Source organism: Variovorax boronicumulans (assembly GCF_029892485.1).
GTDB lineage: Bacteria > Pseudomonadota > Gammaproteobacteria > Burkholderiales > Burkholderiaceae_C > Variovorax > Variovorax boronicumulans_B.
This window is the reverse complement of the sequence record NZ_JARXVG010000015.1, coordinates 64,522-86,646: the sequence shown is the minus strand read 5'-3', so window position 1 is coordinate 86,646 and position 22,125 is coordinate 64,522. Positions and strand designations below refer to the sequence as shown.

The window sequence follows — 22,125 nt, the reverse complement described above, 5'->3', positions numbered from 1 at the left end:
CGCAAGCATCATGAGCCTGAGCCTTGACGACATCGTCGGCCTCTTCGAGACGAAGGGCCATGCGCAGTACGACGGCGAGCCCGTCACGCAACTGGAGCACGCCCTGCAGTCGGCGCACCTGGCCGAGCAGGAGGGCGCGGACAGCGCGCTGATCGCGGCCTCGCTGCTGCACGACCTGGGCCATCTGCTGCACGACTTCGGCGGCACGCCGACGCAGCAGGGGCTCGATGACCTGCACCAGTACCGCTGCCTGCCTTTCCTTCGCGCGCTGTTCGGCCCGGCCACGCTGGAGCCGATCCGATTGCATGTGGACGCCAAGCGCTTCCTGTGCGCGCGCGTGCCGGGCTACCTGGAGGCGCTGTCTCCCGATTCGAAGCGCAGCCTGCAATTGCAGGGCGGTGTCTTCGACGAGGCGCAGGCGAAAGCCTTCGAGGCCCTGCCTTATGCGATGGATGCGGTCCGCCTGCGGCAATGGGACGACACGGCCAAGCTGGCCGATGCGGACATGCCCGATCTTGCGCACTTCGTGCGCCATCTCGAAATCAGCGCCGCCGAGCATCGGCAGGCCCTCGGCGTTTAAGGCACACGGATGCGCCCCTTCTGGATCGAACAGGCGCTCTTCAACGACGGCGACCTGGCCCCTGCATTGCAAGGCGAACAGAGCGCCGATGTCTGCATCGTCGGCGGCGGCTTCACCAGCCTGTGGACCGCGATCCAGGCCAAGCTGCAGGCGCCTGCGCTGGACATCGTCATCCTCGAGAGCGACCTCTGCGGCGCCGGCGCGAGCGGCCGCAATGGCGGTTGTCTCCTCACCTGGTCGGCCAAGTTCCTCACGCTGCGCCGGCTGTTCGGCGAAGACGAAGCGGTGCGCCTCGTGAAGGCGTCGGAGGCGGCGGTGCAGCACATCGCCGACTTCTGCGCTGCGCATGGCATCGACGCCGAACTGCGGCACGACGGCACGCTCTACACCGCGACCTCGCAGGCGCAGATCGGCACGCTCGACCCGATGATGCAGGCGCTGGAAGCGCGCGGCATTCACTCCTACCGCACGCTGCCGCCGGACGAGGTGGCGAGGCGCTCGGGCTCCGCGCGCAACCTGGCGGGCGTGTATTCGCCGATTGCAGCGACGGTGCATCCGGGCAAGCTGGTGCGAGGCCTGCGTCGCGTGGCGCTGGCCATGGGCATCCGCATCCACGAGCGCACGCCGATGCTGGACTTCAGCACCGATCACCCGGTCGTGGTGCGCACACCCGCGGGCAGCGTGCGCGCGAAGAAACTGGTGCTTGCGATGAACGCCTGGATGGCCAGCGCCTTTCCGCAGTTCGAGCGGACCATCGCCATCGTGTCGAGCGACATGATCATCACCGAGCGCTGCCCCGAGCTGTTGCAGCAGATCGGCCTGACCGATGGCGTGTCGGTGCTCGACTCGCGCACCTTTGTCTATTACTACCGCAGCACCGTCGACGGCCGCATCATGCTGGGCAAGGGCGGCAACACCTTCGCATGGGGAGGGCGCATGGCCAAGGTGTTCGACGAGCGCTCGCCGTACGAAGCAGAACTCACGCAGGCCCTGCATTCTTTCTTCCCGGCATTGAGCAATACGCCAATCACCGCGAGCTGGAACGGCCCTTCGGACCGCTCGGTCACCGGCTTTCCGTTCTTTGGAAGACTCGACGGCGCGCCGCACATCTACTACGGCTTCGGCTATTCGGGCAATGGCGTCGGGCCGACCTACATGGGCGGGCAGATCCTGTCGTCGCTGGTGCTCGATCAGGACAACGCATGGACGCGCAGCCCGATCACGAACGGACCGCTCGGCCACTTTCCGCCGGAGCCGATGCGCTATGTGGGATCGATCGTGGTGCGCAACGCGATTCGCCGCAAGGAACTTGCAGAGGACCAGGATCGCCAGCCTTGGCTGGTGGACCGCATGCTCAGCAAACTGGCCAACGCCGCGGGCAAGGCCGACAAGGCCTGACCGCGCCGACCAGGGGATCGATCAGGCGGTTTCGGCGAGCGCATCCGCCAGCGCATTGACCATGCGGTCGATCTCGGCCTTCTCCGCGATGAAGGGCGGTGCGAGCTGGATCGTGTCGCCGCCGTAGCGCACGTAGAAGCCCTTCTTCCAGCAGTTCATCGCGATCTCGTACGGGCGGCGTGCGGGTTCGCCCGGCAGCGCGGCGATGGTCAGGCCGGCGGCGAGGCCGAAGTTGCGGATGTCGGTGATGTGCTTGCTGCCCTTGAGGCTGTGCACCGCGTTCTCGAAATGCGGGGCCAGCGTCTGCACGCGGCCGATCATGTCTTCCTTCTGCAGCACGTCGAGCGCTGCAATGCCCGCGGCGCAGGCCACCGGGTGCGCGCCGTAGGTGTAGCCATGCGGGAACTCGAGCATGTAGTCGGGCCCGCCGGCCGCCATGAAGGTGTCGTAGATCTCCTTGCTGGCGACCACGGCGCCCAGCGGCTGCGCACCGTTGGTGACCTGCTTGGCGATGTTCATGATGTCGGGCGTCACGCCGAAGGCGTCCGCACCCGTGAGCGCGCCGCAGCGACCGAAACCGGTGATGACCTCGTCGAAGATCAGCAGGATGTTGTTCGCGGTGCAGATGTCGCGCAGGCGTTTGAGATACCCCTTGGGCGGAATCACCACGCCGGCCGAACCCGCGAAGGGCTCCACGATCACGGCCGCGATGTTCGATGCGTCGTGCAGAGCGATCAGGTCGAGCAGGCGGTCGGCCAGCTCGGCGCCGTTCTCGGCCATGCCGCGCGTGAAGGCGTTGCTCGCGAGTTGGGTGTGCGGCAAGTGGTCGGCCTCGACGCCCTGGCCGAACAGCTTGCGGTTGGCCGCGATGCCACCCACCGAGATGCCGCCGTAGTTGACGCCGTGATAGCCCTTCTCGCGGCCGATCAGTCGCGTCTTGCTCGCCTGGCCTTTGGTGCGCCAGTAGGCGCGCGCCATCTTGAGCGAGGTGTCGGCCGCCTCGGAGCCCGAGCCGGTGAAGAACACGTAGTCCAGGCCCGCAGGCGTGAGCTCTTTGATCTTGTTGGCCAGCTCGAAAGAAAGCGGGTGGCCGAACTGGAAGGCGGGCGAGTAGTCGAGCTTGGCGATCTGGCGGCTCACCGCCTCGGTGATTTCGGGGCGGCCGTGGCCCAGGCCCGAGCACCAGAGGCCCGAGAGGCCGTCGAAGATTTTGCGGCCGTCGTTGTCGGTGAAGTAGGCGCCCTTGGCCTCCACGATGATCCGCGGGTCGGCCTTGAAGTTGCGGTTGCCGGTATAGGGCATCCAGTGCGCGTCGAGCCAGGCGGCGTCTGTGCGCGCGGTGGGCGTCGGTTCGATGGCGGGCGTTGCGAGGGTCATGGCGCTTCCCGCGCAGGGCGGGCTCCGGGGTGATGGGATGTGCCCGATTGTTCGCAGGGCCTTCAGTGTGGAGAATGGCGCAATATCAATGTTCACTTGACGATTCATGCAAGTAAAGGCGAAAGCCCAAAACGGTGCCCCCAGCACCCGGAACCGTGCGGTTTTGGGGCAGCTCAGCGACATGGACCTGCGCCTGCTCAAGGTGTTCAAGAGCGTGGTCGATTGCGGCGGCATGGCGGCTGCCGAGCTGGAACTGAACATCGGCACCTCGACGGTGAGCCGGCATGTGAAGGATCTGGAAACGCGGCTCGGGCTGGTGCTCTGCAGGCGCGGGCGTGCGGGTTTCGCGCTCACGGCCGAGGGGCAGCGTGTGTACGACGAGACGCTGCGCCTGCTGGCCTCGGTCGACGCCTTCCGCGGCAGCATCGACGACATCCACAACCGCATGGGCGGGCAACTGGACGTGGCGCTGTTCGACAAGACCGCGACCAACCCGAAGGCGCGCATCGGCGAGGCGATCGCGCGCTTCACGGAAATCGCGCCGGAGGTGAACCTGGCAGTGCATGTGGGTTCGATCAATGCGATCGAGCAGGGCGTGCTGGAGGGCAACTTCCAGATCGGCATCATCCCCGCGCACCGCAGCTCGAAGAGCCTCGTGTATGCCGACCTGTTCGACGAAACGATGCTGCTCTACTGCGGCAAAGGCCATCCGCTGTTCGACAGCCCCCACGCGAAGCTCACTTGGTCGAAGCTGGGCGAGCACCATTTCGCGGGCCTCGGCTATCACTCGCCGAACATGGAGCTGAGCCACCGCGCGAGGCTGTCGCGCAAGGCGACGGGCTTCGACCAGGAGGCGATCGCGACGCTGATTCTTTCGGGGCGCTTCCTGGGCTTTCTGCCCGATCACTACGCGCAGGTGTTCGAGCAGCGCGGGCTCATGAAGGCGGTGCTGCCGGCGCGGTTCAACTATGCGTGCCGGTTCGTGAGCCTGCTGCGGCGTTCGCCGAAGCCGTCACGGGCGGTGCTGGCGTTTCAGGCGTGCCTGGAGAAGGCGCATCGGTAGATCGGCTCTATCAATTCGTCCCTCCGCGTGAATTTCCCACGCTCGGCCGAGTTCGTTTCTTGAGGTCGTGGTGGGGCGACCATTGTTTGCAGTCCTACCTCCTGGTACCTACCAGAATTTCTGGATCGTCAATTCGCAACTGATCCAGATCTCATGAAAACACTCTTGATACTTGCCTGCACCGCAATTGGAATTTTTGTTGGCTATTCCATGGGCGGCGGCTTTGGAGGTGGCCCAAGCATTGGCGCGGCAGTGGGCGGCATGTTCACGTTGATACTCATGGTGGCAGGCGGTGGGATCGGCTTTGCGATAGGCGCGGTGATCGCGATCGCCCTTTGTGCCGGCAAGAGCGAGCCTTCTGCTCGCCAAAACGCATCAGACCCGGAATAACTAAATAGCGGCAGGGGTTCGGCGCGCGTTGGTGCGGGTTCTCTGTCTCTGGGCTATCGCTGCCCGCTCGGCAGCAGCAGGTGCTTCGCCCCGATGTGCGCTTCCATCTCGTGCATGTGCGCCTCCGCATCGACCATGTGCTCGGACATCAGCCGGCGCACTTCCTCCGCATCTTCCTTGCGATAGGCCGCCAGCAACTGGGTGTGATAGTCGACGTTGGCCTCGCCGAAGTGGTGATGGTCCAGCGCCTTTTTGTAGACCACGAGGTCGCGCAACAGGTCGTTGAGAAAGCGGCACATGAAGGACAGCACCGGATTGGGGCAGGCTTCGGCCAGCATGGTGTGGAATGCGAGTTCGGACTCGCGCTGCAGGCGCAGTTCGTCTTCGCTGGTGGGCTCGATGGTGCAGAGGCGCACGTTGTCTTCCAGTCGCTCGAACTGCTCGGGCGTGAGCCTGCCGACCACGCTCACCGCCAGCTCGGGCTCCAGGGCCTTGCGCAACTGGTAGATGTGGTGCCCGTCCAGGTGGTGGAAGTGCAGGAAGTTGCGCAGCGGCTCCGATGCGTGGTCCACCGACACCTGCTGCAGATAGGCCCCGCCGCCGGGGCCGGTGCGAATCGAGATGAGGCCGCGCACCTCCAGCGCCTTCAACGCCTCGCGCACCGTGCTCTTCGAATAGCCGAAGAGTTCGATCAGTTCCTTCTCGTTCGGCAGGCGGTCGCCGGGCTGCTTGCGCTCGGCCACGATCCATCGCTTGACGTCTTCGACGATGACGTCCGAGAGCTTTTGCCGCCTGGGACGGTTCTCTCCCACTTTCATTGAAACGCTCCATGCGGCAACCACGACGCCCTGGGGTTCATTTCACGATCAGATGGAGACGAATTCATGCGTTCAGAGCGATGGAAAAGTAGATGTCAGCCTGTAGCAGGTATTGGACCTCGGGAAGTGCGCTGGATTTTGGCACGGCGATTGCTAGCGGGTTTTTACCAACATATTAATCCTATTTATCCGCTTAAATTCGCCGGCACTTGCAGGCACCCCTTTCACTTACTTCACACCACGACCGGAGAACTCCCATGCAACGCAGACACCTTCTTCAGCTGGCCGCCCTGTCGGCCGCCCCGGCTTCGCTCCTGGCGAGCCGCTCGGTCTTCGCGCAATCGGCGGACGCCATCCGCTTCGGCGCCCCGGTTCCGATGTCGGGCGCCTTCGCGGCCAATGGCAAGTTCGCCGACCTGGGCATGAAGCTGGCGATCGAGCAGTACGGCAGCGTGCTCAAGCGTCCGCTGGCCTACACGGTGCTCGACACCGAAGGCAAGCCCGCCACCGCCGTGCGCAAGGTGCAGGAAGCCTCGCAGCAGCAGGGCGCCAAGTTCTTCGCGGGCGGCATCCTGTCGTCGGAAGCGCTGGCCATGGGCAAGGAAGCCGAGAAGGCCGGCGGCCTCTTCATCACCACCGCGGGTGCCGACGAGATCACGGGCAAGGACTGCAACCCCGCCACCTTCCGCTGGTCGGTGCCCACCTTCGGCGCCATCGAGCAGACGGTGCGCCCGCTGATCGCCTCCATGCCGAAGGCCAAGCGCTGGTACACCATCACGCCGCAGTACGTGTTCGGCGACGGCCTGTTGAGCGCGGCCAAGAACATCTTCCAGGAGAAGGGCATCGAGCACGTGGGCAACAGCTACCACTCGCTCAATGAAAAGGAATTCAGCGGCTACCTCACCAACGCGATGGCCGCCAAGCCCGACGTGCTGCTGCTCCTGAACTTCGGCGCGCAGTCGTCTGCCGCGCTGCGCCAGGCGGTGAGCTTCGGCATGCACAAGAACATGACGATCCTCATGGCCTGGGCTTCGGGCCTGGAGCAGTTCGACGAACTGGGCGCGGACCTGTGCGACGGCGTCTACTTCGGCGCGCAGTACTGGCACACGGCCGACAGCACGCTCAACAAGGACTTGGTCAAGCGCACCGCCGACAAGCTCAAGATCGTGCCCAACTACAGCCTCGCCGGCTCGTACATCTGCACCAAGATCCTGATCGACGGCATCGTGAAGGCCGGCACAGTCGACCAGAAGGCGGTCATCGCCGCGCTCGAGGGCATGAAGTACGACGGCCTCACGGGCACCGAGGAAATCCGCAAGGCCGATCACCAGGTCATCAAGGACTATTACCTGCTCAAGGGCAAGGCCAAGTCGAAGATGAAGGATGCGGCCGACTATGTGGACGTGGTGAGCTCCGGCAAGTCCTTCCTCGCCGCAGACAAGACCGGCTGCAAGCTGGCCTGAGCACGCCAAGGACACCGACGCGCCCATGACCGTCTATCTCCTCCAGACCATCAACGGAATCGGCATCGGCATGCTGTATTTCCTGCTGGCCGTTGGCTTGTCCATCGTGTTCGGCCTGCTGCGATTCGTGAATTTCGCGCACGGCGCCTTCTATCTGCTGGGCGCCTACCTGTGCTTCCAGGCGATGCAGTGGGGCCTCAACTTCTGGGCCGCGCTGGTGCTGGTGCCGTTGTTCGTCGGCGCACTCGGCTGGCTTGCTGAAAAGCTGCTGCTGCGCCGCGTGTACGCCAAGCCGCACGAGTTCCACATCCTCGTGACCGTCGGCCTCGCGCTCGCGGTGCAGGAGATCGTCATCGTGTTCTGGGGGCCGCTGGGCAACAGCGTGCCCACGCCCGACCTGCTGCAGGGCGTGGTGATGTGGGGCGACTTCGTCTATCCCAAGTACCGGCTCTTCGTGATCGGCTTCACCGCCGTGCTCGCGGTGCTGCTGTGGTGGGTGCTCGAAGGCACGCGCCTGGGCAGCGCGGTGCGTGCGGGCAGCGAATCGACCGAAATGGTCTCGCTGCTCGGAATCAACGTCTTTCGCGTGTTCAGTCTGGTGTTCGCGCTCGGTGCGGCCACTGCGGCGCTGGCCGGCGTACTGGCCGCGCCGATCCGCGGCGCCGAACCTTTCATGGGCGTCGAAGCACTCGGCGTCGCCTTCGTGGTGGTGGTGATCGGCGGGCTCGGCAGCTTCGGCGGCGCACTCGTCGGGGGTGTGCTGATCGGCATCGTGCAGAGCCTCATGAGCACCATCTGGCCGCCGGGGGCGAGCCTGATGATCTACATCGCGATGGGCGCCGTGCTGCTGCTGCGCCCGCATGGCCTGCTCGGCCGCAGAGGGTGAACCACGCCATGCCAAGAAAAATCACTTTCCTCCTCGCGCTGATCGTCACGCTCGCGCTGCCGCTCTTCATGCGCTCGGGCTCGCTCGCGAGCGAGGTGCTGATCTACGCGCTCGCCGCACTGGGCTGCAACCTGCTGCTGGGCTACACGGGGCTGCTGTCGTTCGGGCAGGGCATCTTCTTTGGCCTGGGCAGCTACACCATCGCGATCCTGCTCACGCGGCTGCAATTGCCGATGCCGCTCGCGCTGCTCGCCGCCATCGCCATGGGCGCCGTGGGCGCGGCGGTGGTCGGGTGGGTCGCCATCCGCCAGCGCGGCACCTACTTCGTGATGCTCACGCTGGCCTTCGCACAGATGTTCTATTTCGTGGCGTACACCGCGTCGGGGCTCACGGGCGGCGACAACGGCTTGCTCGACGTGCCGCGCCCCGCATTCATGGACACGCCGTGGAAGTACTACGCCTTCGTCGCCGTGATGTTCCTCATCGCATTCGGCCTGCTGCTGCGCGTGACCGATTCGATCTTCGGCCGCACGCTGCTCGCCATCCGCGACAACGAGGACCGTGCAGCCGCGGTCGGCTACGACCTCAAGCGCTTCAAGCTGCTGGCCTTCGTGATCTCGGGCGCCGTCACGGGCCTTGCGGGCGGGCTGCACGCGATGATGACCGGCATCGCACCGCTGTCGAACGCCGAGTACCACACGAGCGAGATGATCCTGGTCATCACCGTGATCGGCGGCACCGGCAATCTCTTCGCCTCGGTGCTGGGCTCGGCCTTCTATGTGCTGCTGGCCGACTGGCTCTCCACGCTGTGGCCGCGATGGCTGCTGCTGCTGGGGCTGTTGCTGATCGGCGTGAGCATCGGCATGCAGCGCGGCCTCTGGGGCCTGGGCGAAAGCATATGGCGGCGCGTGTTCCGCAAGACATCTTCTGCGCCGGCCGCACCTGAAGCGCAGGGAGAAAAAGCATGACCCAACCCGTCCTCATCGAAGCCATTGGCGTCACCAAGCACTACGGCAAGTTCGCGGCGCTTGGTGGCGTGGACCTGAAGATCAAGCCCAACACCGTGCACTCGGTGATCGGTCCGAACGGCGCGGGCAAGACCACGCTGTTCCACATGCTCACGGGCACCGGCACCACCACGGGCGGGCGCATCCTGTTCGACGGCCACGACGTGACGCACGAGCCCGACCACAAGCGCGTGCAGCGCGGCATGGCGCGCTCGTTCCAGGTCACCAGCCTGTTCCCCAGCCTCTCGGTGCGCGAGAACCTGCGCGTTGCGGCCCAAGGCATCGCACCGCGACAGGCCATGAACTGCTGGCGTGCGCCGGTCGGCGAACGGGCCTGTACCGAGACCGTGGCCGAGGTGCTGGCGCGCGTCGGCCTCGAACGGCTGGCCGACACGCCCGCCAGCGTGCTCTCGCACGGCCAGCAGCGCCGGCTCGAAGTGGGCATGGCGCTTGCTGCGAAGCCCAAGGCGATCTTTCTCGACGAGCCGACCTCAGGCATGGGCATCGACGACCTCGACGACATGAAGCACCTCATCCGCAGCCTGCGCGACGCGCACACGGTGGTGCTGATCGAACACAACATGAACATCGTGATGGACATCTCCGACACCGTGACCGTGATGCAGCTGGGCCGCGTGCTGGCCGAAGGGCTGCCGGGCGACATCCGCTCCGACGCGCGGGTGCGCTCGGCCTACCTCGGCAACATGATCACCGGGGGCAAGGCATGAGCGGGGGGAACAACATCCTCGAAGTCGAAGCGCTGCACGCGCATTACGGCAAGAGCCATGTGCTGCAGGGCGTGTCGATGCGCGTGGGCGAGGCCGAACTCGTCACGCTGCTGGGCCGCAATGGCGCGGGCAAGTCAACCACGCTCAAGAGCATTGCCGGTGCGGTCTTGCCCACCAGCGGGCGCGTGCGCTTCCAGGGCGCGGACGTGGCGGGCATGCCGCCGCATCGCATCGCCACGCGCGGCGTGTGCCTGGTGCCCGAGCATCGCGGCATCTTCAAGCTGCTCACGGTCGAGGAGAACCTGCTGCTCGGCCAGCGGCGCGATTCGCGCTGGCAGCTCGAGGACATCTACCGCATCTTTCCGCGCCTGAAGGAGCGCCGACGCAACGGCGGCGGCCAGCTCTCGGGCGGCGAGCAGCAGATGCTGGCCATCGGCCGTGCGCTGATGAACCATCCGCGCCTCCTGATCCTGGACGAGCCCGTCGAAGGCCTCGCGCCGGTAATCGTGGAGGAGATCGTGGCGCAGCTGAAGACCATCAAGGCCGCGGGCGTTGCCATCCTGCTGGTCGAGCAGAACCTCGAGGTGTGCGTGCAGCTCGCAGACCGCCACTACATCGTGGAGCAGGGCGTGATCGTGCATGAGGCGGGCAACGCCGCCTTCATGGCCGACCACGACGTGAAAGACCGCTACCTCGGCGTCGGTCTTGCCTGAACGCGCCCGTCTTCAAGATCTCATTCGCAAAACCATGACAACAACCATCGAAACTTCTTCCGCACCCGATGTGCGCGCCCTCCGCATCGACGGCCAGCGCCTCTGGGATTCGCTGATGCAACTGGCCCAGGTCGGCGCCACCGAGAAGGGCGGCGTATGTCGCCTCGCGCTTACCGACCTCGACCGCCAGGGCCGCGACCTGTTCACGCGCTGGGCACGCGAGGCCGGCTGCGAAGTGCGGGTGGACGCCATCGGCAACATCTTTGCGCGCCGCGCCGGCCGCAACAACGCGCTGCCGCCCATCACCACCGGCAGCCACATCGACACGCAGCCCACGGGCGGCAAGTTCGACGGCAACTACGGCGTGCTCGCGGGGCTGGAAGTGATCCGTGCGCTCAACGATGCGAAGGTCGTGACTGAAGCGCCGCTCGAAGTCGCGGTGTGGACCAATGAAGAGGGCTCGCGCTTCGTGCCGGTGATGATGGGCTCGGGCGTGTTCGTCGATGCCTTCACGCTGGAGCATGCCCTCGGCCAGCGCGATACCGAAGGCGTGAGCGTCTCCGAAGCGCTCACGGCCATCGGCTATGCCGGCACGGTGCCCGCTTCGGCGGCGGCATCGCCGGTCGGTGCGTACTTCGAAGCCCACATCGAACAGGGCCCGGTGCTCGAAGCCAACGAGCGCGTCATCGGCGTGGTCGAGGGCGCCCTCGGCCAGCGCTGGTACGACGTGGTGGTGCAGGGCATGGAAGCGCATGCCGGCCCCACGCCGATGGAGCTGCGCAAGGACGCGCTGCTCGCCGCGGCCGAGCTGGTGATCGAGGTCAACCGCATCGCGCTCGCGCATGCGCCGCATGCGCGCGGCACGGTCGGCTGGATCGACAACTATCCGAACTCCCGCAACGTGATCCCGGGCCGCGTGAAGCTCAGCGTCGATCTGCGCGCGGCGGACGACGTGGTGCTGTCGGCGATGGACGCGGCGCTGAAAGAAGCCGTGCAGCGCCTCGCAGCGAAGGCGAAGGTCCAGGCGACGGTGGAGCAGGTCGTGTACTTCCCGCCCCAGCCCTTCACGCCCACACTCGTGTCCGCTGTGCGCGATGCTGCCGAGGCGCAAGGCCTGACCCGGATGAACGTGATCAGCGGCGCCGGCCACGACGCCGTGTACCTCGCCCGCGTGTGCCCCACCGCAATGATCTTCGTGCCCTGCCTCGATGGCATCAGCCACAACGAGATCGAGGACGCGGAGCCCGCGCACCTCGAAGCCGGCTGCAACGTGCTGCTGCAGGCGATGGTGCAGAGCGCGGGAGTCGTCGCATGAAGGCGGCGCTTCGCCGTATCGGCCTTCACCTCCTGGCGATGGGAATGGTCGCCGCATCGACGGGCGCTCTGGCGGCCGGAGAGCCGATCCTGGTCGGCCAGTCTGCGGTGCTCACCGGTCCGTTCACGCCCAACAGCCTCGCGTTCATGGAGGGCCAGACGCTCTTCTTCGACCAGCTGAACAAGGCCGGTGGTATTGGTGGCCGACCCGTCAAGATGATCACCTACGACGACGCCTACATCCCCGAGAAGGCGGCCGCCAACGCCGAGAAGCTGCTCGGCACCGACCGCGTCGTCTGCCTGTTCGGGACCATGGGCACCGGCATCGGCGCGGCCATGGTGCCGGTGGCAGCCAGGTACGACAGCTTCATCTTCGGCGGGCTGACCGGTGCGGCCGTGCTGCGCGGACCGAAGGTGCCGATCTATCACGTGCGGGAGTCGTATGCCGACGAGGTTGCGCGCGTGATGAACCACCTGACGACCGTGGGCCTCACGCGCATCGCGATCGTCTCCAGCGACGACGCATACGGCAAGGGCATCGAGAAGGATGCGTTGGTCGCGCTCGAGAAAAGCAAGCAGCCGGCGCTGCTGTCGCTGCGCTTCGACCCGAAGGAAAAGGACCATCCCGCCATCGCGCAACAAGTGATCGCGAGCGGGGCGCAGGCGGTGTACGTCATCGCGGCCGGCACGCCGGCCATCAACATCATCCGCTCGCTGGTGGCCGCGCCCATCCATCCGCAGATCTACACGAACTCGGTGGCGAGCTCGTTCCTTTTGTACAAGGAGCTGGGCGACAAGAGCCGTGGCATCGTGCTGTCGCAGGTGATGCCGCCGTTCTGGAAGACGCGCTTTCCCATCGTCGACGAATACCAGCGCGCGCTCAAGGGCGCGAGCAGCGCGAGCGAAGGTTCCTACCTGGGCCTGGAGGGCTACATCACGGCCAAGGCCTTTGCGGAATCGCTGCAGCGCGTGAAGGGGCCGATCACCACCGAATCGCTGCGCCGCAGCATCGAGAACTCGCCGCCGATGAACCTGAACGGCTTCCAGGTTGCGTTCCGCCCCGACAACCGCAATGGCTCCAGCTTCGGCGACATCACCATGCTGGGAAGCGCCGGAAAGTTTGCCCAATGAAAGTCCTCGTCGCGCGTCTCAACCACGAGACCAACACCTTCTCGCCGGTGCCCACGCCGCTCGCGGCCTTCGGACCCGACGGGCCCACGTTCGGTGAGGAGGCCTACAGGGACAACAAGGGCATGCGCACCGCGATGTCGGCCTTCATCGACCTGGCCGAAGCGGCCGGCGCGACGCTGGTCACGCCGGTGTCGGCTTCGGCCAATCCGAGCGGGCCGGTGGATGCCGAGGCCTACACCGTGCTCACGCAATGCATCGTCGATGCGGTGCCGGGGTGCGATGCCATCCTGCTCGACCTGCACGGTGCGATGGTGGCGCAGAACAGCGTCGACGGCGAAGGCGACCTGCTGGTGCGGCTGCGTGCCGCGGCGCCCGGTGTGCCCATCGGCGTGGCGCTGGACCTGCACGCCAACGTGACGCCCGCGATGGTCGGCAACGCGGACGTGATCGTCGGCTTCAAGACCTATCCGCACATCGACATGTACGAGACTGGCGAGCATGCCGGCCGCCTGCTGTTCGACCTGCTCGCAGGGCGCAGCAGGCCGGCGATGCGCTGGCACCCGCTGCCGTTGATGGCGCACACGCTGCGCAGCGCATCGTTCACCGGGGCGATGCAGCGGGCCATCGAGGCGGCGTGCGCTGCCGAAAGATCGGAGTCGCTCGCGGTCTCGATCTTTGCGGGCTTCTCGCTGTCGGACATCGAGTCGCCGTGCATGAGCGTGGTGGTGGTCGATGCGGCATCGCCCGAGCGCGCGCAGGCCACGGCCGACCGCATCGCCGGTCAGATGTGGGCGGAGCGCGAGGCCTTCATCTACCGCAGCGAGCCGCTGGCGCAATCGGTGGCGCGGGCGAAGCTGATCTCCGACGGCGCAACGCGCCCGGTGCTGCTGCTGGACCACGGCGACAACTGCATGTCGGGCGGCAGCTGCGACACGATGGACGTGCTGCAGGAAGCGCTCGCGCAGGGCCTGCACGGCATCGGCGTCGGCCCGCTGTGCGACCCCGAAGCGGTGGCCCAGCTGATCGCGGCAGGTGAGGGCGCCGAGGTGACGGTCGCGCTCGGCAACAAGGTCTCGCTCGAAGGCATCGGGCTGAAGAAGACGCCGGTGCAGCTGACAGGCACGGTGCGCGCCATCAGCAACGGCGAGTACGTGATCACCGGTCCCACCTACACGGGGCAGCGCGCCAGCATGGGCCGCACGGTGCTGTTCGACATCGGCCCGGCGCGCATCGTGGTGACCGAGCGCACGCAGGAGCCGTGGGACATCGGCGTCTTCGAATGCGCGGGGCTAGATCCGCGCAACGAGCGCTTTCTGCTGCTCAAGTCGCGCATGTACTGCCGGCCGGTGTTCGAGCCGCTCTCCGCCGCGCTGGTGGAGTGCGACAGCCCGGGCGTGACCAGCTCGGACTACAGCCTGTTCCCGTTCAGCAAGGTGCTCCGCCCGGTGTTCCCGCTGGACGCCGAATTGGCGGCATAACCTCCCACGTCATCGACGCTGCGCGCGTGCGGCGCGACCATTCCTTCACCCCGCGATGTTGCGGGTCTGAACCTCCAAGAAGGAATGCTCATCATGAACACCGCCGCACACGACGCCGCCACGATTGCCCAACGCTACATCGCCGTCTGGAACGAAACCGATGCCGGCCGCCGCGCCGCCTTGATCGAGGCCGGCTGGACCGCCGATGCGCACTATGTCGATCCGATGGCACAGGCCAGCGGCCGCGATCAGATCAGCGCGCTGGTCGGCGCGGTGCACCAGCGCTATCCGGGCTTCCGTTTCAACCTGTTCGGCAAGGCCGAGGCGCACGGCGACAACCTGCGCTTCTCGTGGACGCTGGGCCCGAGCGGTGCCGAGGACCTGATCCAGGGCACCGACTTCGCGCGGCTCGACGCGGGCAAGCTGCAGTCGGTGACCGGTTTTCTCGACAAGGTGCCGGTCGGCGCCTGAACGAAGGCTGAACGGCGCGCGCTCAGTCGGGCGCGCCGGCAGGCCGGCCGCGCCAGAGCTTGCGGTAGACGGTCGCCCGGCTGATCCCCAGCGTGCGCGCCGCCTCTGCCACATTGCCGCGAGCGTCGGCCACGGCCTTGCGGATCAGCGCGGTTTCCACGTCGCGCAGGCGGGGCCGCGCATCGGGCGGCACATTGGCCGCGCCGCTGCCGCCGCGCTGCGGCCGCACCTGCACCCGCAGGCCCGACCACAGCGGCACCTCGAGTGCCGCATCGCCGCGCCGGGCGGCGTCGAACATCATGTGCAGCGGGAGCGCGAACAGGTCGTTGAAATGCAGCGCGTGCTGCCCGCGTGCCAGAGGCTGGTGCAGCATTTGCCGCGCCGCCGCGTTGGCACCCGTGACGTTGCCGCTGGCATCGATGCAGACCAGGCCCTCGGTGGCCTCGTTGGCTGGATGGCCGGGCCAGGCCAGGTGCAGCCGCAGCTCGCACGGGTCCTGCATGACCAGCATGTTCTCGATGCTGCGCGCCGACAGCGCTGCCAGGTGCCGCAGCTCGGGGCGCTCCACCGTCTGCACGCCGCTCAGGTCGAGCATGCCGATGCAGTCGCCCCGGGGACCGAAGAGCGGTGCGCCGGCACAGCTGTAGACGCTGGTGTCGTCGAAGAAGTGCTCGCCGCGGTGCAGCCACACCGATTCCTGCTCGGCCAGCGCGGTGCTGATGGCGGAGGTGCCGATGGCGCGCTCCGAAAGATCGACCCCGATCCGGCCGATGTCCCGCGCATAGCGGCTGGCGGCATCGGTGCCGTCGGGCAGGCGGCCCACGTCGACCACGATGCCGTCGGCGTCGGTCAGGATCGCGAAATAGCGGGTGTCGGCAATGGCGCGCGAGAGCCGTTCGATCACCGGCCGGGCCGCCGTCACCAGCGCCCGGTTGCGCTCGGCCACCTCGCGGCTGGCCGCCTGGCTCACCGGATCGAAGCTCACCCGCTGCTGCGGGCGGCGGCCGGCCTCGATGCAGCGCTGCCACGAACGGATGATCCAGGGATCGATGCGCAGGGCGCTGCGCGCACGCGGCGCATCGCCGTGGAGCAGCTCGCGCCGGGCTTGGGCAATGGCCAGGGAGCGCTCGGGAGGAGGCGAAACGATCGTGGTATTCATCGTGTGGGTTCGCGCGGGTGGGCCCGCTTTTTTCCTGGCTCACCGGGAGGCAAGCTGTTTCATTTTGAGAATTTCGCGGGCGCTGCGCAAGTGTCGAGGGTTTTGCCTAGGATAGTGCGAAAGGTGGGCATCCAAGATGCCTTTCGCCAACCAGCCATCACCTTTCACGGAGACAGCCACATGCAGGTAGCTTTCAAGGTCAACGGCCGCCCAGTCACGGTCGACGCACCGCCAAACACCTTCCTTGTGCACGCGATCCGCGAGCACCTCCACCTCACAGGCACCCACGTCGGCTGCGACACCGCCCAATGCGGAGCCTGCACCGTCCATGTGAACGGTCGTGCGGTCAAGTCGTGCAACGTGCTGGTCGCACAGGCGGCCGGCGCCGACATCACCACCATCGAGGGCATTGCCGAAGCCGACGGCACCATGCACCCGATGCAGGCGGCTTTCAAGGAATGCCACGGCCTGCAGTGCGGCTTCTGCACTCCCGGCATGGTCATGAGCGCCATCGACCTGTGCACCCATCATCCCAAGTCCAGCGAATCCGAGATCCGCGAACTGCTCGACGGCAACCTGTGCCGCTGCACGGGTTACCAGAACATCGTGAAGGCCGTGAAGATGGGCGGCGAGGCCATGGCCTCGGGCACGCCGGTCAAAGCAACAGTCACGGCCTGAAGGAGGCAACACATCATGGGTGCCTCCGACTTCTCGAACCTGCCCCACATCGGTGAGGCCCTGCGGCGCAAGGAAGACTATCGCTTCCTGACCGGCGCCGGCAACTACACCGACGACATCACGCTGGCCAACCAGAGCCATGCGGTCTTCGTGCGCTCGCCGCACGCCCACGCCGTCATCAAGTCGATCGACATTGCCGAGGCGCTCAAGATGCCCGGCGTGGTCGGCATCTTCAGCGGCAAGGACATCGAGGGAAAGATGGGCGGTCTGCCCTGCGGCTGGCTCATCAACAACCCCGACGGCACCCCGATGAAGGAGCCGATGCACCCGATCCTCGCGATCAAGAAGGTGCGCTACGTGGGCGACCATGTCGCCATGGTGGTGGCCGAGACGGTCGAGCAGGCCAAGAACGCCGCCGAAGCCGTGATGGTCGACTACGAGGTGCTGCCCGCCCTGGTGAGCGTGGCCGATGCGGCGAAGAAGGCCGGCGGCGTCACGCTGCACGACGAGGCACCCGACAACCAGTGCTACAAGTGGGTGCTCGGCGACAAGGCGGCGGTCGACAACGTGTTCACCACGGCCGCGCACATCACCAAGCTCGACCTGGTCAACAACCGGCTGATTCCCAACCCGATCGAGCCGCGCGTGGCCATCGGCAGCTACAGCCGCGGCACCGACGACTACACGCTCTACGTGTCGAACCAGAACCCGCACGTCGAACGCCTGCTGATGACGGCCTTCGTGCTGGGCCTGCCCGAGCACAAGGTGCGCGTGATCGCGCCCGACGTGGGCGGCGGCTTCGGCTCCAAGATCTTCCTGTACGCCGAAGACGTGTGCCTCACCTGGGCGGCCAAGCAGCTCAACCGCAACATCAAGTGGACGGCGGAGCGCTCGGAGTGCTTCCTGTCCGATGCACATGGCCGGGACCATGTGAGCCACGCCGAAATGGCGATGGACAAGGACGGCAAGTTCCTCGCGATGCGCGTGCACACCGACGCAAACCTGGGCGCGTACCTCTCGACTTTCTCGACCGCGGTGCCGACCATCCTCTACGCGACGCTGCTCGCGGGCCAGTACACGACGCCGCAGATCTACGTGGAGGTCGATGCCTGGTTCACCAACACCGCGCCGGTCGATGCCTACCGCGGCGCAGGGCGGCCCGAGGCCACCTACCTGCTGGAGCGCCTGGTGTCGCGCTGCGCCTGGGAAATGAACCTGGGGCAAGACGAGATCCGCAAGCGCAACTTCATCACCACCTTCCCCTACCAGACGCCCGTGGCGCTGCAGTACGACACCGGCGACTTCCATGCGTGCATGGACAAGGCCCGCGTGCTCGCCGACGTCGAAGGCTATGGGCAGCGCAAGTCGGCGACCGAGGCCAAGGGCAAGCTGCGCGGCATCGGCTACTCGAGCTACATCGAAGCGTGCGGCATCGCACCGTCGAACATCGCGGGTGCTCTCGGTGCGCGTGCCGGCCTGTTCGAATGCGGCGAAATCCGCGTGCACCCGACCGGCAGCGTGACGGTGTTCACCGGCTCGCACAGCCATGGGCAGGGCCACGAGACCACCTTCGCGCAGGTCGTGGCGGCGCGGTTGGGCATTCCGGTCGACAACGTCGACGTGGTGCACGGCGACACCGGCCGCGTGCCCTTCGGCATGGGCACCTACGGCTCGCGTTCCATCTCGGTGGGCGGCGCGGCCATCATGAAGGCGCTCGACAAGATCGAGACCAAGGCCAAGAAGATCGCCGCGCACCTGATGGAAGCGAGTGACGCCGACATCGAGTTCGCCAACGGCGAGTTCACCGTCAAGGGCACCGACAAGAAGATCCCGTTCGGCCAGGTGGCGCTCACGGCCTACGTGCCGCACAACTACCCGCTCGACAAGCTCGAACCGGGCCTGAACGAAACCGCCTTCTACGACCCGACCAACTTCACCTTTCCGGGCGGTACGTACATCTGCGAGGTCGAGATCGACAGGCAGACCGGCGAGGTCAAGGTCGACCGCTTCACCGCGGTGGACGACTTCGGCACCATCATCAATCCGATGATCGTGGAGGGCCAGGTGCACGGCGGGCTGGTGCAGGGCATCGGCCAGGCGCTGCTGGAGAACTGCGTCTACGACAACGAGACCGGCCAGCTGCTCACCGGCAGCTTCATGGACTACGCCATGCCGCGCGCAGGCGACTTTCCGCAGTTCAAGCTCGATACCGTCTGCACCCCGTGCACGCACAACCCGCTGGGCACCAAGGGCTGCGGCGAGGCGGGGGCCATCGGCTCGCCGCCGGCCGTGATCAACGCGGTGCTCGACGCACTGGCGCCGCTGGGCGTCAAGGATTTCGACATGCCCGCTTCGTCCAGCCGCGTCTGGGAAGCCATGCAGAAGGGCAGCACACCGCAGGACGTGCAAGCGCCCTCGCTCGCCGCCAGCACCCAAGGCCGTCCCGCTCCATAACAACACAGAAGGAATCACACACCATGTACGCCTTCACACTCGAACGGCCAGTCACCGTGGCCGATGCGGCCCAACTCATTGCCGCGGGCGCCAAGCCGCTCGCCGGCGGCCAGACACTGCTCGCCTCCATGAAGCTCAGGCTCTCCGCGCCCGAGCAACTGGTGGACCTGAGCGGCATCAAGGAACTCACCGGCATCAAGAAGGATGGCGGCACGATCACCATCGGTGCCATGTCGCGTCACCTCGACGTGGCGAACAACGCCGACGTGAAAGCCGCCTTCCCCGCGCTGGCCGACCTGGCCTCGCGCATCGGCGACCGGCAGGTGCGCGCGATGGGCACCCTCGGCGGCTCGGTGGCCAACAACGATCCGGCGGCGTGCTACCCGAGCGCGGTGCTGGGCTCCGGCGCCACCGTCATCACCTCGAAGCGCGAGATCGCCGCCGACGATTTCTTCGTCGGCCTCTTCACCACGGCGCTGGAAGAAGACGAACTGATCACCGCGATCCGCTTTCCGGTCCCCAAGCGCGCCGTGTACGAGAAGCTGCGGCAGAAGGCTTCGCACTTTCCGCTCGTCGGCATCTTCCTCGCGCAGTACGACAGCGGCGTGCGCGTGGCCGTCACCGGCGCGGGCAACGGTGTGTTCCGCCATGCGGGGCTCGAGGATGCGCTCAACAAGAGCTTCACCGCGGCAGCCGCCGCGGCCGTGAAGATCGATGCGAGCGATCTCAACAGCGACCTGCATGCCTCGGCCGCCTACCGCGCCAACCTGATCAGCGTGCTCACGCAACGGGCCGTCACCAAGGCGCTGGGCTGAAGCAGTCTCCCGCCCACCGGAAGGCGCGAGGCCCTCGCGCCTTCCGCTACGCTTTGCCATGATCTTCCCGACCATCGATTCCCTCTCCGAAGGTCTGATGCAGGCCGGCTATTTCGCCGACCGTCGCCTGGCGACCGCCGTGTTTCTCGCGCTCAAGCTGCAGCGTCCGCTGCTGCTCGAAGGCGAGCCGGGGGTCGGCAAGACCGAGCTGGCCAAGGCGCTGTCGAAGGCGCTCGGCCGCGAGCTGCTGCGGCTGCAGTGTTACGACGGGCTGGAGCAGCGCGAGGCGCTCTACGAATGGAACTACGCCGCACAACTGCTGCACATGCGTGCGGCCGAAGCCACCGGTGCCGCGCGCGATGTAGAGGCCGAGGTCTACCAGCCGCACTACCTGATCCGCCGCCCGTTGCTGCAGGCGCTGCAGACGCCCGCGCCCGGCGCGGTGCTGCTGATCGACGAAGTGGACCGCGCCGACGAGCCCTTCGAGGCCTTCCTGCTCGAATACCTGGGCGAGTACCAGGTGAGCATTCCCGAACTCGGCACCGTGCGCGCCGTCGTGCCGCCGGTCACCATCCTCACGAGCAACCGCACGCGCGAGCTCAACGATGCGGTCAAGCGCCGCTGCCTCTATCACTGGCTCGACTACCCCGAACGCGAGCGCGAGCTGGCGATCGTGCGGGCGCAGGTGCCCGAGGCCGGCGAGAAGCTTTCGGCACAGGTCGCCGCCTTTGTGGCGCGGCTGCGCGATGCACCGTTCATCAACGCCTTCCAGCGCGCACCCGGCATCGCCGAGAGCGTCGAGTGGGCGAGGGCGCTGATTGCGCTGGACACCGTGGAGCTCGACCCCGAAGTGGTGGTCGACACCGCCGGCATCCTGTTCAAGCAGCGCGACGACGTGGCCGCGCTCACGCGCGAGCTGGCGTCGGACCTGCTCAAACCCGAGGAGCCGGCCGCGCGCTGATCCGCTGCGGCCCCATGGCATGACGACGACCGGCATCCCGCAACTGGGCGACGTCCGCAGCGGCAAGCTGGCCGGCAACATCACCGCCTTCGGCCGCGCGCTGCGCCGCGCCGGCGTGCGCACCGATGCGATGCGCATCGCGCTCGCCGCCGAAGCGGTCACGCTGGTGGGCGTGGAAAACAAGCTGGACCTGAGCGCCGCGATGGAAGCCGTCATGGTGAGCCGCGAGCAGGACCGCATGGTGTTCCGCGAACTCTTCGACGCATGGTTTCGCGACCCCGAGCTCGCCAACAAGCTGCTAGCGCAGATGCTGCCCAGTGCCGAAGGCAAGGCCGAGCCGTCCAAACGGCGGCCGCGCGTGCGCGAGGCGCTGACCGCACCGCGCGATCCAGCCAAGCCCGCCGTGGCCGCCAAGCCCGACAAGGAAGTCGAGTTCGATGCCGCGATGACATCGAGCGACCGCCAGCGGCTGCAGCATGCGGACTTCAACGCGCTCGGTGCCTCCGAATACCGGCTGGTCGAGCGGCTCGCGCGCGACGTGACGCTGCCGATTCCTTCGCTGCCCTCGCGGCGGCTGCGCGTGGCGGGCGATGCGGGCCGGCAGCATGCGCGCATGCACTGGCCCGGCGTGCTGCAGGAGGCGGCGCGCACCGGCGGCGAGATCCTGCGCCTGCCGCGGCTGGCCCGGCGCGAGCAACCCTTGCCGCTGCTGGTGCTGGTCGATGTGTCGGGCTCGATGGAGCGCTATGCGCGCCTGCTGCTCGCGTTCCTGCATGCGTCCACCCGGCGGGCCGGGCGGCGCGACGTGTTCGCCTTCGGCACCCGCCTCACCGACCTGACGCCGGCCTTCCGCCTGGCTGACACCGACGCGATGCTGGGCGCGGCCAGCCTCGCCATCGACGATTTCGCGGGCGGCACGCGGCTGGGCAGTTCGCTGGCCGAACTCCGGCGTTTCCATGCGCGTCGTCTCACGGGCCGCCGCACGCTGGTGCTGGTGATCAGCGATGGCCTGGACACCGGCGAGCCCGCCGTGCTTGAGAACGAGTTGCTCTGGCTCAGGCGCCATTCGCGCCGGCTGCTGTGGCTCAACCCGCTGCTGCGCTTCGAGGGCTACGCCCCTCTGGCGCGTGGGGCCACCGTGCTGCACCGCCATGCGGACGCGATGCTCGCGGTCCACAATCTCAGTGCCCTCGAACAACTGGCCGCCAGCCTCGCCGCGCTGATGCGGTCCGGTCGTTAGA

21 protein-coding genes are annotated in these 22,125 nt (G+C 66.9%); 18 read left to right on the top strand and 3 right to left on the bottom strand.

The genetic code is table 11. The features are described from left to right. The first annotated feature begins 10 nt into the window (after window positions 1-10). Window positions 11-580, top strand: coding sequence for a phosphonate degradation HD-domain oxygenase (locus M2282_RS27105; protein WP_280811879.1), 570 nt, complete (start codon window positions 11-13; stop codon window positions 578-580). A 9-nt stretch (window positions 581-589) separates the two neighbouring features. After that, the gene (locus M2282_RS27100; RefSeq protein WP_280811878.1) at window positions 590-1,978 is read left to right on the top strand and encodes an FAD-dependent oxidoreductase; all 1,389 of its coding nucleotides are present in this window, start codon (window positions 590-592) and stop codon (window positions 1,976-1,978) included. Window positions 1,979-1,999: 21 nt separating this feature from the next. On the opposite strand, the gene M2282_RS27095 is transcribed toward M2282_RS27100, so the two are convergent. Further along, the gene (locus M2282_RS27095; RefSeq protein WP_280811877.1) at window positions 2,000-3,355 is read right to left on the bottom strand and encodes an aspartate aminotransferase family protein; all 1,356 of its coding nucleotides are present in this window, start codon (window positions 3,353-3,355) and stop codon (window positions 2,000-2,002) included. 106 nt (window positions 3,356-3,461) lie between these two features. Between M2282_RS27095 and M2282_RS27090 the strand changes: the two genes are divergently transcribed. Beyond that, complete coding sequence (locus M2282_RS27090) at window positions 3,462-4,418, top strand: LysR family transcriptional regulator (protein WP_280811876.1); 957 nt, start codon at window positions 3,462-3,464, stop codon at window positions 4,416-4,418. Window positions 4,419-4,571: 153 nt separating this feature from the next. Then, window positions 4,572-4,808 (top strand): hypothetical protein, encoded by a 237-nt coding sequence (locus M2282_RS27085; protein WP_280811875.1) that lies wholly within the window; start codon window positions 4,572-4,574, stop codon window positions 4,806-4,808. Between the two features lie 53 nt (window positions 4,809-4,861). Here the strand turns inward: M2282_RS27085 and M2282_RS27080 are convergent, their stop codons facing one another. After that, complete coding sequence (locus tag M2282_RS27080; RefSeq protein ID WP_280811874.1) at window positions 4,862-5,626, bottom strand: FadR/GntR family transcriptional regulator; 765 nt, start codon at window positions 5,624-5,626, stop codon at window positions 4,862-4,864. Between the two features lie 257 nt (window positions 5,627-5,883). Between M2282_RS27080 and M2282_RS27075 the strand changes: the two genes are divergently transcribed. The 9 genes from M2282_RS27075 (at window position 5,884) to M2282_RS27035 (ending at window position 14,817) form a co-directional block, all read left to right on the top strand. Continuing rightward, window positions 5,884-7,089: an ABC transporter substrate-binding protein gene (locus M2282_RS27075; protein ID WP_280811873.1), complete on the top strand. Its 1,206-nt coding sequence runs from the start codon at window positions 5,884-5,886 to the stop codon at window positions 7,087-7,089. A 25-nt stretch (window positions 7,090-7,114) separates the two neighbouring features. Further along, window positions 7,115-7,975: a branched-chain amino acid ABC transporter permease gene (locus M2282_RS27070; protein WP_206177980.1), complete on the top strand. Its 861-nt coding sequence runs from the start codon at window positions 7,115-7,117 to the stop codon at window positions 7,973-7,975. An 8-nt stretch (window positions 7,976-7,983) separates the two neighbouring features. Further along, window positions 7,984-8,943 carry a branched-chain amino acid ABC transporter permease gene (locus M2282_RS27065; RefSeq protein WP_280811872.1) on the top strand — a complete coding sequence of 320 codons (960 nt, stop codon included), beginning with the start codon at window positions 7,984-7,986 and terminating at the stop codon, window positions 8,941-8,943. Beyond that, window positions 8,940-9,710 carry an ABC transporter ATP-binding protein gene (locus tag M2282_RS27060; protein ID WP_280811871.1) on the top strand — a complete coding sequence of 257 codons (771 nt, stop codon included), beginning with the start codon at window positions 8,940-8,942 and terminating at the stop codon, window positions 9,708-9,710. The genes M2282_RS27065 and M2282_RS27060 overlap by 4 nt, the downstream gene beginning before the upstream one ends. Beyond that, window positions 9,707-10,423 (top strand): ABC transporter ATP-binding protein, encoded by a 717-nt coding sequence (locus M2282_RS27055; RefSeq protein WP_280811870.1) that lies wholly within the window; start codon window positions 9,707-9,709, stop codon window positions 10,421-10,423. The genes M2282_RS27060 and M2282_RS27055 overlap by 4 nt, the downstream gene beginning before the upstream one ends. A 34-nt stretch (window positions 10,424-10,457) precedes the next feature. Further along, a complete protein-coding gene (locus M2282_RS27050; RefSeq protein WP_280811869.1) occupies window positions 10,458-11,738 on the top strand; it encodes a Zn-dependent hydrolase in 1,281 nt (426 codons plus the stop codon). Further along, window positions 11,735-12,868 (top strand): ABC transporter substrate-binding protein, encoded by a 1,134-nt coding sequence (locus tag M2282_RS27045; RefSeq protein WP_280811868.1) that lies wholly within the window; start codon window positions 11,735-11,737, stop codon window positions 12,866-12,868. Before M2282_RS27050 ends, M2282_RS27045 begins: the two co-directional genes overlap by 4 nt. Continuing rightward, entirely contained in the window at window positions 12,865-14,346 is a 1,482-nt protein-coding gene (locus M2282_RS27040; RefSeq protein ID WP_280811867.1) for a M81 family metallopeptidase, read from the top strand. Before M2282_RS27045 ends, M2282_RS27040 begins: the two co-directional genes overlap by 4 nt. Window positions 14,347-14,439: 93 nt before the next feature. Further along, a complete protein-coding gene (locus M2282_RS27035) occupies window positions 14,440-14,817 on the top strand; it encodes a nuclear transport factor 2 family protein (RefSeq protein WP_280811866.1) in 378 nt (125 codons plus the stop codon). Window positions 14,818-14,839: 22 nt separating this feature from the next. On the opposite strand, the gene M2282_RS27030 is transcribed toward M2282_RS27035, so the two are convergent. Next, window positions 14,840-15,976, bottom strand: coding sequence for a helix-turn-helix domain-containing protein (locus M2282_RS27030; RefSeq protein ID WP_280811865.1), 1,137 nt, complete (start codon window positions 15,974-15,976; stop codon window positions 14,840-14,842). 180 nt (window positions 15,977-16,156) lie between these two features. Between M2282_RS27030 and M2282_RS27025 the strand changes: the two genes are divergently transcribed. From M2282_RS27025 to M2282_RS27005, 5 genes are read left to right on the top strand one after another with little or no spacing between them, the layout of a single operon-like run. Further along, window positions 16,157-16,654: a (2Fe-2S)-binding protein gene (locus M2282_RS27025; RefSeq protein WP_042582408.1), complete on the top strand. Its 498-nt coding sequence runs from the start codon at window positions 16,157-16,159 to the stop codon at window positions 16,652-16,654. Between the two features lie 15 nt (window positions 16,655-16,669). After that, the gene (locus tag M2282_RS27020; protein ID WP_280811864.1) at window positions 16,670-19,108 is read left to right on the top strand and encodes a xanthine dehydrogenase family protein molybdopterin-binding subunit; all 2,439 of its coding nucleotides are present in this window, start codon (window positions 16,670-16,672) and stop codon (window positions 19,106-19,108) included. A 23-nt stretch (window positions 19,109-19,131) separates the two neighbouring features. Continuing rightward, the gene (locus tag M2282_RS27015; protein ID WP_280811863.1) at window positions 19,132-19,923 is read left to right on the top strand and encodes an FAD binding domain-containing protein; all 792 of its coding nucleotides are present in this window, start codon (window positions 19,132-19,134) and stop codon (window positions 19,921-19,923) included. A gap of 58 nt (window positions 19,924-19,981) precedes the next feature. Then, complete coding sequence (locus M2282_RS27010) at window positions 19,982-20,884, top strand: AAA family ATPase (protein ID WP_280811862.1); 903 nt, start codon at window positions 19,982-19,984, stop codon at window positions 20,882-20,884. A gap of 19 nt (window positions 20,885-20,903) precedes the next feature. After that, window positions 20,904-22,124, top strand: a complete 1,221-nt coding sequence (locus M2282_RS27005; RefSeq protein ID WP_280811861.1) for a vWA domain-containing protein — start codon at window positions 20,904-20,906, stop codon at window positions 22,122-22,124. The last annotated feature ends 1 nt before the right edge of the window (window position 22,125 follow it).